Consider the following 16,719-nt stretch of genomic DNA (forward strand, 5'->3'; position numbering starts at 1 on the left):
TGCCGCCGCTGACCGACGACGAGGCGCTGACGTCGGCCGCGCTCCTCTCAGCGAGCCGCCTCGGCTTCTCGCCCGCGCAGTGGCGCCGGCGGCCGTTCCGCGCGCCGCATCACTCGTCGAGCGCCGCCGCGCTGGTCGGCGGCCGCAACCCGCCGCAACCGGGCGAGATCACGCTCGCACACCTCGGCGTGCTGTTCCTCGACGAACTCCCGGAATTCGACCGGCACGTGCTCGAGATGCTGCGTGAGCCGCTGGAGGCCGGCCGCATCACGATTTCACGCGCGGCCCAGCAAGCCGACTTCCCGGCCGCGTGCCAGCTGATCGCCGCGATGAATCCGTGCCCGTGCGGCTGGCACGGCGATCCGTCGGGGCGCTGCCGCTGCTCGCCGGACATCGCCGCGCGCTACCTGCGCAAGCTGTCGGGGCCGCTCGTCGACCGCATCGACATCCAGATCGACCTGCCCGCGCTGTCGCCGGCCGAGCTGGCGACGCGCGCGTCGGCGCCCGGCGAGTCGAGTGCGGCGGTCGCTGCGCGGGTTGCGCACGCGCGTGCACTGCAGCTCGATCGGCAGGGCAAGACGAACCACATGCTGAGCGGCCGCGAGACCGACGACCTGTGCCGGCCGACCGACGAAGGCGAACGGCTGCTGCGCGAGGCCGGCGAGCGCTTCGGCTGGTCGGCGCGCGCGTATTTCCGCGTGCTGAAGGTCGCGCGGACGATCGCCGACCTGGCCGGCGACCCGCTGCCGACGGCCGCGCAGATCGCCGAAGCGATCCGCTACCGGCGCGCCCTGACGGCGCTCTGAGTGCCCTCGGAGGACAAAATCCGGCTGTCAAGACTTGACTTATGCACAATTCCGCGAATCCGGCCCCGGATCGGGGCTCGGCGGAACCTTTGCAGCACGGAATCCGTATCTCGTTGTTTTGATTGACTTTTATCAAAACGCGAGCGAGCGGCCAAACGGGCCGGAAGGCCGTCCCGCGCGGCTTGGCGGGAATTCCGGCCGACTTTTCAACAAAGTTATCCACATGCGTTGTGGATAGCCGAAAAAACCTCGCAAAATCCGGCGACTAGCGCCGAAAGCTGCGAATGAACTTTCAGTTGTCACAGCATGTCTGAGCGCCCTCTCCGGCCGCCGTCAGTCGAGTTTGAACGACCCGAAAAACTGGTCGAGCTGCTCCTGCGTGAGCGGGCCGTCGGCAATCACGACGGCCTGGTACGCGTGCCGGCCGCGCGCGACGAGTCGCGCAACGATCGTCTTGTGTGCGCGATCGCCGCCGGCGGCCGCGCCCGCGACGCGCAGCTCGAGCCCGTTCACCGCGCCGCCGGCCGCAAGCGGCACGGGCACCGAAACCGTCTGCGGCGCGCCTTCGAGGTTGCGGGACAACCCGGCACGCAGGAACTCGAGCGCCGCGCGGCGCGTGTCGTCGCGGTCGTCCGGCAGCGTCAGCGTGCCGACCGCGAACACCGCGCCGTCGACGTGCGCGGCCTGCATCCGCATCGGCATCGACGCGCCGCCGATCGCCACCGGCTGCTCCTCGACGGTCGGCTTCGCCGGCAGGTCGATCGTGTAGCCGGCGTCGTTGTGCAGCGTGCGCCAGTCGTACGACGGCGAGCACGCGGCCAGCACCGCGCTCATACACACGAGCGCGGCGAAGTGTCGCAGCGGACGAAAAAGGGGGCGCAACGAAACGGTGACTTCCTTCGGCATGGCGTGGATCGGGCAGGCAAAGCCGGCATTATCCGCCGAACGTGAATTCCGGGATGCGTGGCCGCCGCCGGTGCGCAAGCCGCATTCGCGCTAAAATGAGCACCGAATTTCGATGTCCTGTGAATTGATCCGCGTCATCGACCGACTCCGAGAGCACCAGATGAACACCACGCCTCCCGTCCGGCGCAGCGCCGGCCCCGTCCGCTACATCGTCGCCGCCGCCGTGGTCGCGGCGATCGCCGTCGCCGGCTTCTTCGCGTTCAACGGCAAGTCCAGCGTGCCGGACGCCACGTTCACGCTGCTGTCGGGCCAGAAGGTCTCGACGGCAGGCGACCTGAAAGGCAAGGTCTATCTCGTGAACTTCTGGGCGACGAGCTGCGCCACCTGCATGCAGGAAATGCCGCAGATGGTCGATACCTACAATCGCTTCAAGGGTCAGGGGCTGGAATTCGTCGCGGTCGCGATGAACTACGATCCGCCGATGTACGTCGCGAACTACGCGCAGACGCGCCAGTTGCCGTTCAAGGTCGCGCTCGACGACGGCAGCGTCGCGAAGCAGTTCGGCAACGTGCAGCTCACGCCGACGACCTTCGTCGTCGACAAGGACGGCAAGATCCTGAAGCGCTACGTGGGCGCACCGCAGTTCGCGGAACTCGACGCGCTGCTCAAGAAGGCACTCGACGGCAACGCGGCCTGAGCGCCGCCCGATCCGGCTCGAAGGGCCGCGCGCCGCGCCCTTCCCCACACCACGGACCGCACGACCGGGCAGCCCGGTTCCGCGGTCCGTTTGCTTTTCAGCGCTCGGTTTCGCCTTTCGCCGACAGCCCGTAGCGCTTCATCTTCTCGTACAGCGTCGCCTTGCCGACATGCAGCCGGTCGGCCGTCGCGGCGACCGCGCCGCCCGTCTGGTTCAGCGCCTCGGCGATCACCGCGCGCTCGAATTGCTCGATGCGCTCCTTCAGCGTCTGCTCGTTGTCGGCGTCGTCGCCGCTCGCGCCCGTCTCCTGCGGCATGTCGGCCACGCCGAGCACGAAGCGGTCGGCCGCGTTGCGCAGCTCGCGCACGTTACCGGGCCAGTCGCGCTGCATCAGACTCGCGCGCTGCCGGTCGGTCAGCACCGGCGCGGGCCGCGCGTAGCGCACGGCCGCATCGAGCATGAAGTGCTCGAACAGCGGCACGATGTCCTCGCGGCGCTCGGCCAGCGGCGGCAGCGCGATCGTCACGACGTTGAGGCGGTACAGCAGGTCGCGCCGGAACGTGCCGGCCGCGACGAGCTCGCTCATGTCGCCCTTCGCGGCCGCCACCACGCGGCAGTTCACGCGGATCGGCTGGTTCGAGCCGAGCCGCTCCAGCACGCCGTCCTGCAGCACACGCAGCAGCTTCACCTGCAGCGCGAGCGGCATGCTTTCGATTTCGTCGAGGAACAGCGTGCCGCCCGACGCATATTCGAGCTTGCCGACGCGGCGCTTCGCGGCGCCGGTGAACGCACCGGGCTCGTAGCCGAACATCTCCGACTCGAACATCGGCTCGGGCAGCGCGCCGCAATTCACCGCGATGAACGGCTTGTCGCGGCGCGGCGACAGCTCGTGCAGGCTGCGCGCGATCAGCTCCTTGCCGGCGCCGGTGTCGCCGTTGATCAGCACCGACGCATCGGTGGGCGCGACGTTCGCGATCAGCTTGCGCACCTGCTCGATTGCCGGACTGCGGCCGATGATGCGCGGCGCGACGACGTTCTGCCCGGCCAGCTCGCGCCGCAGCGCGTGATTCTCGAGCACGAGCTCGCGGCGCTCGAGCGCGCGGCGCACCGTCTCGATCAGGCGCTCGGCCGCGAACGGTTTTTCGATGAAATCGTATGCGCCGTCGCGCATCGCCTGCACGGCCATCGAGATGTCGCCGTGCCCCGTGACGAGGATCACGGGCACGTCGGGCACGCGCTCGCGGCACTGCGCGAGCACGTCGAGCCCGCTCGCGCCGGGCAGCCGGATGTCGCTGACGATCGCGCCGGCGTTATCCGCGACGATCGCCTTCTCGGCCGCTTCGGCCGACTCGAAGCCGGCGACGTCGAACCCCGCCAGCTGAAGGCTCTGCACGCTGGCCCGGCGAACGAGCGCATCGTCTTCGATATAGATCACTTGCAGCCGGTTGGCCATCGTACTCACTTGCTCCTGACGGGCCGCGCGGCGGCAGCGCGCGCGGCGTCGTTGATACCGATCGTGCGCCGATCGGGCGGGCGGCGTGGCGCGCCTAGCGCGAGCCCGCCGGCTCGGACACGGAGTCCGGATGATGCGTGCGGGCGCGCCGCAGCGTCAAGACGAACAGCGCACCGCCCGACGGCGCGTTGCGCGCTGTGAGCGCACCGCCCGCGTCGCTCGCGATCGACGACGAGATCGCGAGGCCAAGGCCGAGCCCGCGCCCCATTTCCTTGGTCGTGAAGAACGGCTCGAACAGGCGCGGCAGCAGGTCGGGCGCAATGCCGCTTCCGTTGTCGCGCACCTCGACGGCGAGCGTGGCCGCCGACACCGCGATCGTCACCTCGATCGCCGGCGCCGCGACGCCGGCCACCGCGTCGAGCGCGTTGCCGAGCAGGTTGATCAGCACCTGTTCGAGGCGCAGATCCTCGCAACGGGCGACGAGTTCGGGATAGTCGCGCGCCAGGTCGAGCGGCGCATCCTGCGCGGGCGACACGGTCGCGTCCTGCAGCGTCAGCGTCAGCGCGACGCCGCGCAGCCGCTCGCCAAGCAGCGACAGCACGCTGCGCAGCGCACGCACGACGAGCGCCTGCTCGTTGCGCGGCTTCGCGCGGCAGACGAACAGCTTCAGCTGGTTCGTGATCTTGCCCATCCGCTCGGTGAGCGCGGCGATCGCCTCGAGGTTTTCCCGCGCGGCCGCCTGCTCGCCGCGATCGAGCAGCACGCGCGTGTTGTCCGAGAAACTGCGCAGCGCCGCGAGCGGCTGGTTCAGTTCGTGCGTGATGCCGGCCGCCATCTGGCCGAGCGCGGCGAGCTTGCTCGCCTGGATCAGTTCGTCGTGCGCGGCGCGCAGCTCCTGCTCCGCGCGGATCCGGTCGCCGACTTCCTTCTGCAACTGCTCGTTCGCTTCCGACAGGTCGGCCGTGCGCTCCTCGACGCGCCGGTTCAGCTCCGCATACGCCTGCTGCAGCAGCGCGCGGCCGCGGATCATTTCACGCACGCGCGCGCGGCGCATCCGCCAGTAGAACGCGAGCAGCGCGACCGACACGAAGCCGAAACCGGTGACGATCGTCGCGTTGCGCGCATCGGCGTCGACGGGCGCGATCGGCGCGAGCGTGACGAGCAGCCAGTCGGGCTCGCCGATCCGGCGCTTGCTCGCGAGGAACCGCGGCGCGCGCAGGCCGGGGCCTACGCCGGCCGCACCAAGGCGCACGATTTCCGCATCGGGGCCGAGCACCTGCTCGATGCGCAGCGGCAGCGGCGTGACGGGCTGCTGCGCGTACTGGCGCGTCTCGTAGATCGACGCGGCGACGGAGCCCGTCAGCGGCCGCAGCGTGTGGTACTTCCACGCGGGCACCGACGACAGGAACACGACGCCGTGGTCGTCCACGACGACGAGCGGCTCGGATGCATCGGCGCCCTGGAACCATTCGAGGTTGAGCTTCACGACAACCACACCCGCGATCTTGCCGTCGCGCCACACTGGCTGCGAGATGTAGTAGCCGGGATCGCGCGAGATCGTGCCGATCCCGAAGAAGCGGCCGACCTGGCCGTTCATCGCATCGAGGAAATACGGGCGGAAGCGGTATTCGATCCCGACGAAGCTGTCGGGCGCGCGCCAGTTGCTGGCGGCGACACACAGGCCGTCCGCGCCGATCACGTAGGTGACGGTCGCGTGCGCGTGTTCGTTGAGGTCTTCGAGATAGCGATTGACGCGCCCTGTGTAGTCGGCGCGCGTCGGCTCGGCGAGCAGGTCCTGCACGTACGGATGGCTGCCGAGCAGATAGGGCAGCGACTCGTAGCGGTCGAGCGTGCTCTTGAGCGCGTTGGTGGTGCGGTCGACGCGCACCGCGGCGTTGCGCTGCAGTTCGGCGACGCCGCGCCGCCAGGTGATCGTCCACGTCAGCGTGCACGCTGCGGCGAGCGCGGCGGCAAGCACGACGAGAATGAGCAGACGACGCGTCACGGTCGAGGCTTCCTGGCGATGCGGATCACCTATTGTGTCATAGGCCTCCGCCCTTCCGCCTCCACCGCCGCGGCTCGCACCGCCGGCGGGCGGTGCCGCCGCCCGCTCCTTCATGACGTCAGACGCCGGCCGTCTCGGTCGGCGTCACTTCGCCGCCGCCCTTCAGCGCCTGGCGCAGCTTGTTGCGGTCGAGCTCCTTCTCCCAGGCCGACACGACGACCGTCGCGACGCCGTTGCCGACGATGTTGGTCAGCGCACGGCATTCGCTCATGAAGCGGTCGATGCCGAGGATCAGCACCATGCCCGACAGCGGGATCGTCGGCACGACGGCCAGCGTCGCGGCGAGCGTGATGAAGCCCGCGCCCGTGACGCCGCTCGCGCCCTTCGACGTCAGCATCGCGACAGCGAGCAGCGTGAGCTGCTGCATCCACGTCAGTTCGATGTTGGTCGCCTGCGCGATGAACAGCACGGCCATCGTCATGTAGATGTTGGTGCCGTCGAGGTTGAACGAATAGCCGGTCGGCACGACGAGGCCGACGACCGAACGCGAGCAGCCCGCCTTCTCGAGCTTTTCCATCAGCTGCGGCAGCGCGGCTTCCGACGAACTCGTGCCGAGCACGATCAGCAGCTCTTCCTTGATGTAGGACACGAAGCGGATGATCGAGAAGCCCGTGACGCGCGCGATCGTGCCGAGCACGACGAGCACGAACACGACCGACGTCAGGTAGAACGTGCCGATCAGCTTGAGCAGCGGCACCAGCGAGCCGACACCGTACTTGCCGATCGTGAACGCCATCGCACCGAACGCGCCGATCGGCGCCAGCTTCGTGACGATGTGCACGATGCCGAACAGCACGCGCGTGAGGCCGTCGATGAAGTCGGTGACCACCTTGCCGCGCTCGCCGAGGTGCGCGAGCACGCTGCCGAACAGCAGCGCGATCAGCAGGATCTGCAGGATTTCGCCCTGCGCGAACGCATCGACCATCGTGTTCGGGATGATGTGCATCAGGAAGTCGACCGTCGACTGCCCGTGCGCCTTCGCCGCGTACGACGCGACGGCCTTGCCGTCGAGCGTCGCCGGATCGATGTTGAAGCCGACGCCCGGACGCAGGATGTGCGTGGCCGCCAGGCCGAGCACCAGCGCGAAGGTCGACACGATCTCGAAGTACAGCAGCGCCTTGCCGCCGACGCGGCCGACCTTCTTCATGTCCTCCATGCCGGCGATGCCGGTGACGACCGTACAGAAGATGATCGGGCCGATCACCATCTTGATCAGCTTGATGAAGCCGTCGCCGAGCGGCTTCATGTCGGTGGCGATCGACGGGTAGAAATGGCCGAGGATCACGCCGACGATGATGGCGAAGATCACCTGCACATAGAGCACTTTGTAGAAGGGTTTCTTCTTCACGATGGTTCCTGCAGAAGTAGATGAGCCGATGGAAACGGCGTCACGCGCGCGGACGAATGTCACAGGGGAGATTCACTCGCCCGCGCGGCTGCCGTGCCGCAACAAGCGATGCCTCAGGACGTCCGGAGGGGGAGGAAGGCAGTGGTCATCGATTGTCTCCTTGCTTGCTGTAGTAGTTCGGCCGGGGGAAGGCCGTGCGCTTTATATTGCAAGGTCAATGCCAGGTTCCTGAAACCCGTCAAACCTTTGTATTCATTGTATTTCTCATAATGCGGCAGGCAAGGAAATCCGGGATTCCGGATTTCCGGAAAATATCCGTCCGGCGATCCGGACGGATGCGCTCATTCATCCGACGAATCAATGCTGCACGGCGCGGCCGGCCAGCACACCGGTCTGCGCGTAGAACTCCTGCTGCGCGAACGCGTCGCGCTCGCGCCGCGCGCGCTCGCCGCGATCCGCGAGCGAGCCGACGACGATCCCGATGAACGCGAGCGGCACCGACACGAGTGCCGGATTGTCGAGGAACACCGGCGCGTGCGCGTGGTGCAGCACGTCGACCCACACCGACTTCGACAGCACCGTGAGCGTGACCGCCGACACGAGGCCGAGGCCGCCGCCGAGCACCGCGCCGCGCGTCGTCATCCCGCGCCAGAAGATCGACATCGCGAGCACCGGGAAATTGGCGCTCGCGGCCACCGCCGCGACGAGGCCGACCATGAACGCGACGTTCACGTGCTCGAACAGGATCGACAGCCCGATCGCGACCGCCGACAGCGCGATCGTCGCCGCGCGCGAGATGCGCATCTCGACGCGCTCGTCGGGCTTGCCGCGCGCCCACATCTGCGCATACAGGTCGTGCGAGATCGTCGTCGCGCCGGCGAGCGTGAGGCCCGCGACCACCGCAAGGATCGTCGCGAACGTGACGGCCGCGATGAAGCCGTAGAACCAGTTCCCGCCGACCGCCTGCGCGAGCTTCACCGCGACCATGTTCGAGCCGCCGAGCAGGTCGTGCGTCAGGTTGAACGTGCCGTTCGCACCGAGCTTGAAGAACTCCGGATGCTGCGCGAGCAGCACGATCGCCGAGAAGCCGATCACGAAGGTCAGCAAATAGAAATAGCCGATGAAGCCGGTCGCGTAGAGCACCGACTTGCGCGCCTCCTTCGCGTTCGGCACCGTGAAGAAGCGCATCAGGATGTGCGGGAAGCCGGCCGTGCCGAACATCAGCGCGATGCCGAGCGACAGCGCGTTGGCCGGATCGCGGATCAGCTTGCCGGGGCCCATGATCGACAGCGCGCCCGGATGCACGGCCACCGCGCGGCGGAACATCTCGTCGACGCTGAAGCCGAATTCGCTCAGTGCAAGCACGACGAGCAGCGTCGCGCCGCACAGCAGCAGCACGGCCTTGATCACCTGCACCCAGGTAGTGGCCGTCATCCCGCCGAAGAACACGTAGACCACCATCAGCACGCCGACGATCAGCTCGGCCGTGCCGTACGACAACCCGAACAGCAACTGGATCAGCTTGCCCGCGCCGACCATCTGCACGACGAGGTACAGCACGACGATGGTCAGCGAATTCGCGGACGTCAGCAGCCGGATCGGCCGCTGCGCGAAGCGGTACGCGACGACGTCGACGAACGTGAACTTGCCGAGGTTGCGCAGCGGCTCGGCGATCAGGAACATCACGAACGGCCAGCCGACCAGGAAGCCGATCGAGTAGATGAGCCCGTCGAAGCCGAACATGAACACCATCCCCGACAGCCCGAGGAACGACGCGGCCGACATGTAGTCGCCCGCGATCGCGAGCCCGTTCTGCAGCCCGGTGATGCCGCCGCCGGCCGTGTAGAAGTCGCGTGTCGAGCGCGTGCGGCGCGCGGCCCAGCGCGTGAGCGCGAGCGTCGCGAACACGAACGCGAAGAACATCCCGATCGCGACCGGGTTCAGTTCGACCTTGTCGGGCATCGGGCCCGCGACCGATACCGCGTGCGCGGTGGAGGAGACGAGAGCGAATGGAACAGCAAGCGCACCGAGCGCCATCGAGAGTCGTCGCATGTCGGCCTCCGTCACGAACGCTGCAGGATCGCGTCGACGCGGCGGTCGAACGCACGGTTCGCGCGCAGCACGTAGCACGCGGTCAGGCTGATCGCGACCAGGATGATCGCGACGCCGGTGGCGATCCCGACCGTCGTCGTCGCGCCGCGGTACAGCGGCGCGGCGAGCACGTGCGGCGCGAGCGCGACGAGCAGGATGAAGCCGTAGTACGTGGCGATCATCAGCGCCGTCAGCGTGAAGCTGAAGCGGCGCCGCGCACGCACGAGCTGCTGGTAGTCACGGCGCGCCGTGACCGATTCGATGACGGAAAGCTCCATGGTGTCTCCAATGTTTCCTCGTCGTCGCGAGGAATGTCTTATGGATGGCTGGCGCGCCGACTGCTCCGCCCGCGCCACGGCGGCAAGGCATGAAACGCGTTACACAATGCGATCCGCACGCAGCCGCGCAACCTCGTCGGCCGACATCCCGAGCCAGCCGCCGAGCACCGCCTCCGTATCGGCGCCGAGCACCGGCGGCGCACCGCGCACCGGCAACCGCGCGCCGTCGAAGCGGTACGGCGGCGCCAGCACGTCGACGCCGCCCGCGACCGGGTGCGGCTGCCGCGTGACGAGCCCCGCGCGCGTCGCGCGTTCCGACTTCAGCGCCTCGTGCAGCCCGAGCACTTCGCCGCACGGAATGCCCGCGCCGGCGAGCGCCGTGAGCAACGTCGCGCGCGACCGGCGTGCGAGTTCGCCGCGAATCTCGGGCAGCAGCTCGGCGCGGTTTTCCGAGCGGCCGAGGTTGGTCTTGTAGCGTTCGTCGGCCGCGAGATCGGGCCGCTCGATCGCGTCGCAGAAGCGCGAGAACTGCGTGTTGTTGCCGACCGTGATCACGAGCGGACCGTCGGCCGCGTCGAACACACCGTACGGCACGATCGACGGATGCGCGTTGCCGTAGCGCGGCGGATCCTCGCCCATCAGCAGCGCGTCGAGCCCGTAGTACGCGGTGATCATCAGCCCGCAGTCGAACAGCGCCATCTCGATGCGCCGCCCGCGCCCCGTTGCGTGTCGTTCGTACAGCGCGGCGAGGATCGCCTGCGCCGAATACATGCCGGTGAACAGGTCGACCGCCGCGACGCCGAACTTCAGCGGCGGCTGGCCGGCCTCGCCGTTCAGCGCCATCAGCCCGGCCTCGCCCTGCACGACGAGGTCGTAGCCGGGCCGCGCAGCCTCGGCGCCCGAGCGGTCGTAGCCGGAGATCGCGCAGTGCACGACACGCGGATTCAGCTCGGCCAGCGCGTCGTAGCCGAGCCCGAGCCTTTCCGCACCGCCGAACTTGAAGTTGTGGAGCACCACGTCGGCCTGCGCGGCCAGCTCGCGCGCGAGCCGGCGCCCGTCTTCAGTCTGCAGGTCGAGACAGATCGAGCGCTTGCTGCGGTTCACGCTGTTGAAGTAGGTCGTCTCGGTGTCGCCGATCCTCAGGCCCCAGTCGCGCGTGTCGTCGCCGCGCGCCGGATGCTCGACCTTGATCACTTCCGCGCCGAAATCGGCGAGCACCATCGCGCACCACGGGCCCGCGAGCACGCGCGAGAAATCGAGCACCTTCACGCCGGCCAGCGGCAATGCGCGCGATTCGTTCGTCATCCTTGTCTCCTCCGTTCGCGTCGTTCGTCTTTACTGTTTCGACAGCGCGATGTAGCGCGCGAGGTGATGATCCTCGTCGCCGAGCTGGTGATCGATCATCACGAGGCGCTTCGCGTAGTGCGACAGCGGCAGCTCCCACGTCATCCCGATCCCGCCGTGCAGCTGGATGCTCTCTTCGGCAACGAGCGTGCCGATCCGGCCGATCGTGACCTTCGCCGCCGCGAGCGCGCGTTCGCGCACCCCGCGCGGCGCATCGAGCTGCGCGGCCGCGTTGATCACGGCCGAGCGCGCCTGCTCGACCTCGAGCAGCAGGTCGGCCATCCGGTGCTGCAGCGCCTGGAAGCTGCCGATCGGCAAGCCGAACTGCTTGCGCGTGCGCAGGTAGTCGAGCGTGTATTCCTTCGCGACGTCCATCGCGCCGAGCGCCTCCGCCGACAGCGCGAGCAATCCGTAGCCGAGCACGCGTTCGAGCAGCTCGGCGCCTGCTTCACCGTCGTGCGCGCCGAGCGCGGCATCGGCCGGCAGCACGACGCGTTCGAAGCGCACCTCGGCCGCGCGGCCGCCGTCGATCTTCCGGTAGTCGCGCAGCGATACGCCGGGCGCATCGGCCGGCACGACGAACAGGCCGATGCCGGCCGCATCGTCGTCGTGACCCGACACGCGCGCGCTGACGACGAAGAACGCCGCCTGCGCGGCCTGGTCGACGACGCCCTTCGCGCCCGTCAGCACCCAGCCGTCGCCCGAGCGTTCGGCGCGTGTACGCACGGTCGTCAGTTCGTAGTGCGAGCCGGGTTCGTCATGCGCGAACGCGGCGCTCGCGCTGCCGTCGATCAGCGCAGCCAGCCGGTCGCGATGCGCGGCGCCGCCGGCGAGCGACAGCGCCCGCCCCGCGAGCAGCGCGCCAAGGAACGGCTCGACGACGAGCCCGCGCCCGAGGCATTCGAACACCACGGCGATGTCGAAGCCCGCGCCGCCGAATCCGCCGTCGGCTTCGGGAAACAGCGCGCCGACCGTGCCGAGTTCGGCAAAGCGCTGCCACATCGCGCGATCGAAACCTTCGGCCGACTGCGCGATGCGATCGCGCACCGGGAACGCGTACTGTTCGGCGATGAAGCGGTTCAACGTATCCGCCAGCATCCGGCGGTCTTCTGTGTGCTGGAAATCCATCGTCGCGTCCCTCGTTACAGCCCGAGCATCATCTTCGCGATGATGTTCTTCTGGATCTCGTTCGAGCCGCCGAAGATCGACAGCTTCCGGTTGTTGAAGTACTGCTGCGCGGCGCTCGCGGCGTCGTCCGGGCCAACCGGCGCGCCGTCGTAGTCGGCATCGAGTGCTTCCTCGACGAACGGCTGCGCGTACGGCCCCATCGCGCGCCGCATCAGCGCGGTGATCTCCTGACGGATCTGCGTGCCGCGGATCTTCAGCATCGAGCTTTCCGCGCCCGGCGCACCACCGCCCGCGACCGCGGCCAGCACGCGCAGGTTGGTCGTGCGCATGTTCTCGAGTTCGATCTCGACTCGCGCGACGCGCGCCGCGAAGAACGGATCGTCCGCGAGCGGCCGGCCGTTCTTCATGACCTTCGCGGCGACTGCCCGCAACCGGTCGAGCGCGGCCGTCGAGAAGCCGATTCCCGCGATGTTGGTGCGCTCGTACGTGAGCAGGTATTTCGCGTAGGTCCAGCCGCGGTTCTCTTCGCCGACGAGGTTGGCCGCCGGCACGCGCACGTCGGTGAAGAACACCTCGTTCACTTCGTGCTCGCCGTCGAGCGTGACGATCGGGCGCACCTCGACGCCCGGCGTGTTCATGTCGATCAGCAGGAAGCTGATGCCTTCCTGCTTGCGCACGTCGGTCGCGGTGCGCACGAGGCAGAAGATCATGTTCGCGTAGTGGCCGAGCGTGGTCCACGTCTTCTGGCCGTTCACGAGGTAGTGCTCGCCCTGCGCGTCGATGCCGCGCACCGCGCTCGTCTTCACCGCCGCGAGATCGGAACCGGCGCCCGGCTCCGAGTAGCCCTGGCACCACCAGTCGGTGCCGTCGAGGATGCGCGGCAGCCAGTGGCGCTGCTGCGCGTCGTTGCCGTACTTGATCAGCACGGGGCCGAGCATGTTCACGCCGAACGGCACGATGCGCGGCGCACCCGCGAGCGCGCATTCGTTGTCGAACAGGAACTTCTGCGCGACGCTCCAGCCGGGGCCGCCGTATTCGCGCGGCCAGTGGCTCGCGAGCCAGCCGCGTGCGTTGAGGATCGCGTGCCATTCGCGCATGTCGTCGCGCGTGAGATGCAGGCCGCCCTTCACCTTGCGCGCGATGCGCGCGGGCAGTTCGGCTTGCAGGAAGCGCTGCACTTCCGTGCGGAAGGCTTCCTCTTCGGGAGTGAAATTGAGGTCCATCTTCGGTCCGTGGCGAATGCGGTGGGCGTTCAGTCGATGCGGTTCAGGCTCGCGAAATCCGCGCCGCGCGCGACGAGATCGACGAGCAGCGGCGACGGCTTCCAGAACAGCGGATCTTCCTTCGCGAACGCACGGATATCGGCGAGCACGTTCGCGAGGCCGACCGTGTCCGCGTAATGCATCGGGCCGCCGCGATAGCGCGGGAAGCCGTAGCCGTGCAGGAACACCGCATCGACATCGAGCGGGCGCAGCGCGATCTGCTCGTGCACGACGTTCGCGCCTTCGTTGATCATCGCGGCGAGGTAGCGGCGCAGGATCTCGTCGTCGGTGAAGGTGCGCGGCGTGACGCCCTTCTTCGCGCGTTCTTCCGCGACGATCGCCTCGACTTCCGGGTCCGGCGTGCCGACGCGCGCGCCGTCCGGATACAGGTAGTAGCCGCGCGCGGTCTTCTGGCCGAACCAGCCGCGCTCGCACAGCCGGTCGGAAATCGCCACGTAGCGTGCACGCGGGTCGCGCGTCGCCGCGCGGCGCTTGCGGGTCGCCCAGCCGATGTCGCCGCCCGCGAGGTCGACGACCTGGAACGGCCCCATCGGGAAGCCGAATTCGCGCACCGCGCGATCGATCTGGTACGGCGACGCGCCGTCCTCCATCAGATAGTCGGCCGCCGTGCGATAGACCGCGAGGACCCGGTTGCCGATGAAGCCGTCGCATACGCCGGCGCGCACCGGCGTCTTCTTCAGTTGCTTCGCCAGCGCGAACGCGGTCGCGACGACGTCCGCGCTCACGCGCGCCGGCACGACGATCTCGAGCAGCTTCATCACGTTGGCCGGCGAGAAGAAATGCAGGCCGATCACGTCCGCCGGCCGGTCGATGCTCGCGGCCAGTTCGTCGATGTCGAGATACGACGTGTTGGTCGCGAGCACCGCGCCCGGCTTGCACACGCGCGCGAGTTCGGCGAACACGGCCTGCTTCACGGCCATGTCCTCGAATACCGCCTCGATCACGACGTCGGCCTGCGCGAGCGCGTCGTACGACGTGCTGCCCTTGAAGCGCGCGAGCCGCGCCGCGTGCGCGGCCGGCGTCATCCGCCCTTTCGCGACGAGGCCGTCGTACACCTTCTCGACGTGCGCGCGGCCACGTGCGAGCGACGCTTCGTCGCGTTCGATCATCGTCACCGGCAGCCCGGCATCGAGCGCCGCGACCGCGATGCCCGCGCCCATCGTGCCGCCGCCGACCACGCCGATCCGCTCGACCGGCCGCGCGCTCGCGCGCCGCGCCTCGGGCGCCTTCGCCGCTTCGCGCTCCGCGAAAAACGCATGCACGAGGCCCGCGCGCTGCGGGCTGTCGATGCACTGCAGGAACAGGCTGCGTTCGAGCTTCATCCCCGCGTCGAACGACTGCGTGAGCGCGGCCTCGACCGCGTCGACGATCTTCGCCGGCGAGAACAGGCCACGCGATTTCTTCGGCAGTTCCGCGCGCGCCGTATCGATCGCGGCCTGTGCGGCCGTGCGGTCGGCGAGCCCCCGCGCATCGCGCGTGCGGCGCACCGGCGCGCCGAGCGACACGAGTTCCTGCGCATACGCGAGGCCCTCGGCGAGCGTGTCGTCGCTGTGCGCGACGCGGTCGACGAGACCCAGCGCGAGCGCTTCGTCCGCGCTCACATGACGACCCGTCAGCATCAGGTCGAGCGCGGCCTTCGCACCGATCAGGCGCGGCGCGCGCTGCGTGCCGCCCGCGCCGGGCAGCAGGCCGAGCGTGACTTCGGGCAGCCCGAGCTTCGTGCCCGGCACCGCGAGCCGGTAATGCGCGGCGAGCGCGACTTCGAGGCCGCCGCCGAGCGTCGCGCCGTGCAGCGCGACCACGACCGGCTTCGTGCCCGATTCGATCCGCTCGCACACGTCGGGCAGCGACGGCGGCGCGATCGGCTTGCCGAATTCGCGAATGTCGGCGCCCGCGATGAAGTTGCGGCCGGCGCCGACGATCAGCACCGCGCGGATCGCGTCGTCGGCCTGCGCGGCGTCGAGCGCGTCGGCGAGGCCGCGCCGCACATCGGCGGACAGCGCGTTGACGGGCGGATGGTCGATCGTGACGACGAGCACCTTGTCGCGCCGTTCGCGCGTGACGGTGCCGGCCGGGCTGGCGGGGGAAGCGGGTGAATTCATCGTGTCTCCTTGACGCGGCGGCCGGTGCGTCGACGCCGGTTCGTGGCTCAGGGCCACGCGAGCGGCGCCGGGGCACCGGCCCCGGTCCCGCACGAAGCGGGACAAGATCCGGCCGTACGCCGGGCATGACCTGATTCTCGATTGATCGAGATTCATTGACAATTCCCTTCCGCTTTTACAAGCTGTCAAGTCTGACTTGACACTGAATGCTTCCGACCATTAAACGGGACGGATCAGGAGACGCGACGCATGGACCTGAATGCGCTGACGCTGCTCGTCGAGATCCTCGATGCCGGCAATCTCAGCAAGGCCGCGCAGCGGCTCAAGATGAGCCGCGCGAACGTCAGCTACCGGCTGAACCAGCTCGAGCGCTCGATCGGCCAGCAGCTCGTGCGGCGCACGACGCGGCGCATCGAGCCGACCGAGATCGGGCTGAAGCTGTACGAGCACGGCCGGCGCATCCGCAACGAACTGCTGGCCGCGCAGGAATCGGTGACGACGCTCGGCCAGGACCTGCAGGGCCGCGTGAGGCTGTCGGTGCCGAGCGGCTACGGGCAGATGGTGATGTCCGACTGGCTGCTCGCGTTCAAGCGGCTGCACCCGGGCATCGTGCTCGATGTCGTGTTCGAGAACCGCGTGGAAGACCTGATGCGCGACGAGATCGACATCGCGGTGCGCGTGATGCCGGAGCCGCCGCAGAACCTCGTGGCGCGCGACATGGGCGCGGTGCGCTACGTCGCGTGCGCGTCGGCCGACTTCGCGGCCGAGCACGGGATGCCGGCGAGCCTCGGCGCGTTGTCGGCCGCCCCCGTCGTCACCGCGACGGTGATGGGCCGGCAGCTCCGGATCGCCGCGTATCTCGGCGACGAGCGCCATGAGGTGCTGCTCGAGCCCACGCTGGTTTCGGAGAATTTCCTGTTCCTGCGGCAGGCGATCCTCGGCGGGATCGGCGTCGGGATCGTGCCCGACTACGTGATGCAGGACGACATCCGGCGCGGCACGGTCGTCACGTCGCTCGACGCGTACCGGCTCAGCATCTTCGGCACGCACATGTACATGCTCTACATGCCGAACCGGCACCACACGCGCGCGACGTCGACGTTCATAGAGTTCATCCTCGAACAGGCCGGAAAGACCGGCCGGGGCGGGCCCGGCGCGATGCGTCAGGGTTTCCTGTCGGGTGACAAGCCGCCGGGCGCGCGGCGACAATAGCGCGCC

At 68.8% G+C, this 16,719-nt stretch carries 13 protein-coding genes; 3 read left to right on the forward strand and 10 right to left on the reverse strand.

The features are described from left to right. The coding region (locus G3N96_RS22130) for an ATP-binding protein (RefSeq protein ID WP_206138470.1) at positions 1–806 on the forward strand (806 nt) is incomplete at its 5' end. Positions 807–1,139: 333 nt separating this feature from the next. Here G3N96_RS22130 and G3N96_RS22135 read toward each other — a convergent pair. Then, positions 1,140–1,712, reverse strand: coding sequence for a hypothetical protein (locus G3N96_RS22135; RefSeq protein WP_206138471.1), 573 nt, complete (start codon positions 1,710–1,712; stop codon positions 1,140–1,142). A 160-nt stretch (positions 1,713–1,872) separates the two neighbouring features. Here G3N96_RS22135 and G3N96_RS22140 point away from each other — a divergent pair, with 160 nt between their 5' ends. Further along, a complete protein-coding gene (locus tag G3N96_RS22140; RefSeq protein ID WP_089426404.1) occupies positions 1,873–2,409 on the forward strand; it encodes a TlpA disulfide reductase family protein in 537 nt (178 codons plus the stop codon). 97 nt (positions 2,410–2,506) lie between these two features. Here G3N96_RS22140 and G3N96_RS22145 read toward each other — a convergent pair whose 3' ends face one another. The 9 genes from G3N96_RS22145 to G3N96_RS22185 all read right to left on the reverse strand — a co-directional run bounded on the left by G3N96_RS22145 (position 2,507) and on the right by G3N96_RS22185 (position 15,501). Then, positions 2,507–3,862, reverse strand: coding sequence for a sigma-54 dependent transcriptional regulator (locus G3N96_RS22145; RefSeq protein WP_174936206.1), 1,356 nt, complete (start codon positions 3,860–3,862; stop codon positions 2,507–2,509). A gap of 94 nt (positions 3,863–3,956) precedes the next feature. Further along, a complete protein-coding gene (locus tag G3N96_RS22150; RefSeq protein ID WP_206138472.1) occupies positions 3,957–5,981 on the reverse strand; it encodes an ATP-binding protein in 2,025 nt (674 codons plus the stop codon). Between the two features lie 4 nt (positions 5,982–5,985). After that, positions 5,986–7,275, reverse strand: coding sequence for a dicarboxylate/amino acid:cation symporter (locus G3N96_RS22155; protein WP_059489813.1), 1,290 nt, complete (start codon positions 7,273–7,275; stop codon positions 5,986–5,988). Positions 7,276–7,632: 357 nt separating this feature from the next. Next, complete coding sequence (locus G3N96_RS22160; protein WP_206138473.1) at positions 7,633–9,327, reverse strand: cation acetate symporter; 1,695 nt, start codon at positions 9,325–9,327, stop codon at positions 7,633–7,635. An 11-nt stretch (positions 9,328–9,338) separates the two neighbouring features. Continuing rightward, entirely contained in the window at positions 9,339–9,644 is a 306-nt protein-coding gene (locus G3N96_RS22165) for a DUF485 domain-containing protein (RefSeq protein WP_011353318.1), read from the reverse strand. A gap of 99 nt (positions 9,645–9,743) precedes the next feature. Beyond that, entirely contained in the window at positions 9,744–10,949 is a 1,206-nt protein-coding gene (locus G3N96_RS22170; protein WP_206138474.1) for a CaiB/BaiF CoA-transferase family protein, read from the reverse strand. A gap of 30 nt (positions 10,950–10,979) precedes the next feature. Next, positions 10,980–12,116, reverse strand: a complete 1,137-nt coding sequence (locus G3N96_RS22175) for an acyl-CoA dehydrogenase family protein (protein ID WP_206138475.1) — start codon at positions 12,114–12,116, stop codon at positions 10,980–10,982. A gap of 14 nt (positions 12,117–12,130) precedes the next feature. Further along, a complete protein-coding gene (locus G3N96_RS22180) occupies positions 12,131–13,339 on the reverse strand; it encodes an acyl-CoA dehydrogenase family protein (RefSeq protein WP_124582897.1) in 1,209 nt (402 codons plus the stop codon). A 29-nt stretch (positions 13,340–13,368) separates the two neighbouring features. After that, positions 13,369–15,501 (reverse strand): 3-hydroxyacyl-CoA dehydrogenase NAD-binding domain-containing protein, encoded by a 2,133-nt coding sequence (locus G3N96_RS22185; protein WP_206138476.1) that lies wholly within the window; start codon positions 15,499–15,501, stop codon positions 13,369–13,371. Between the two features lie 249 nt (positions 15,502–15,750). Here G3N96_RS22185 and G3N96_RS22190 point away from each other — a divergent pair, with 249 nt between their 5' ends. Continuing rightward, positions 15,751–16,713 carry a LysR family transcriptional regulator gene (locus G3N96_RS22190; RefSeq protein WP_124582901.1) on the forward strand — a complete coding sequence of 321 codons (963 nt, stop codon included), beginning with the start codon at positions 15,751–15,753 and terminating at the stop codon, positions 16,711–16,713. The last annotated feature ends 6 nt before the right edge of the window (positions 16,714–16,719 follow it).

It is taken from the genome of Burkholderia sp. Se-20373, from assembly GCF_017104705.1.
Classification (GTDB): domain Bacteria; phylum Pseudomonadota; class Gammaproteobacteria; order Burkholderiales; family Burkholderiaceae; genus Burkholderia.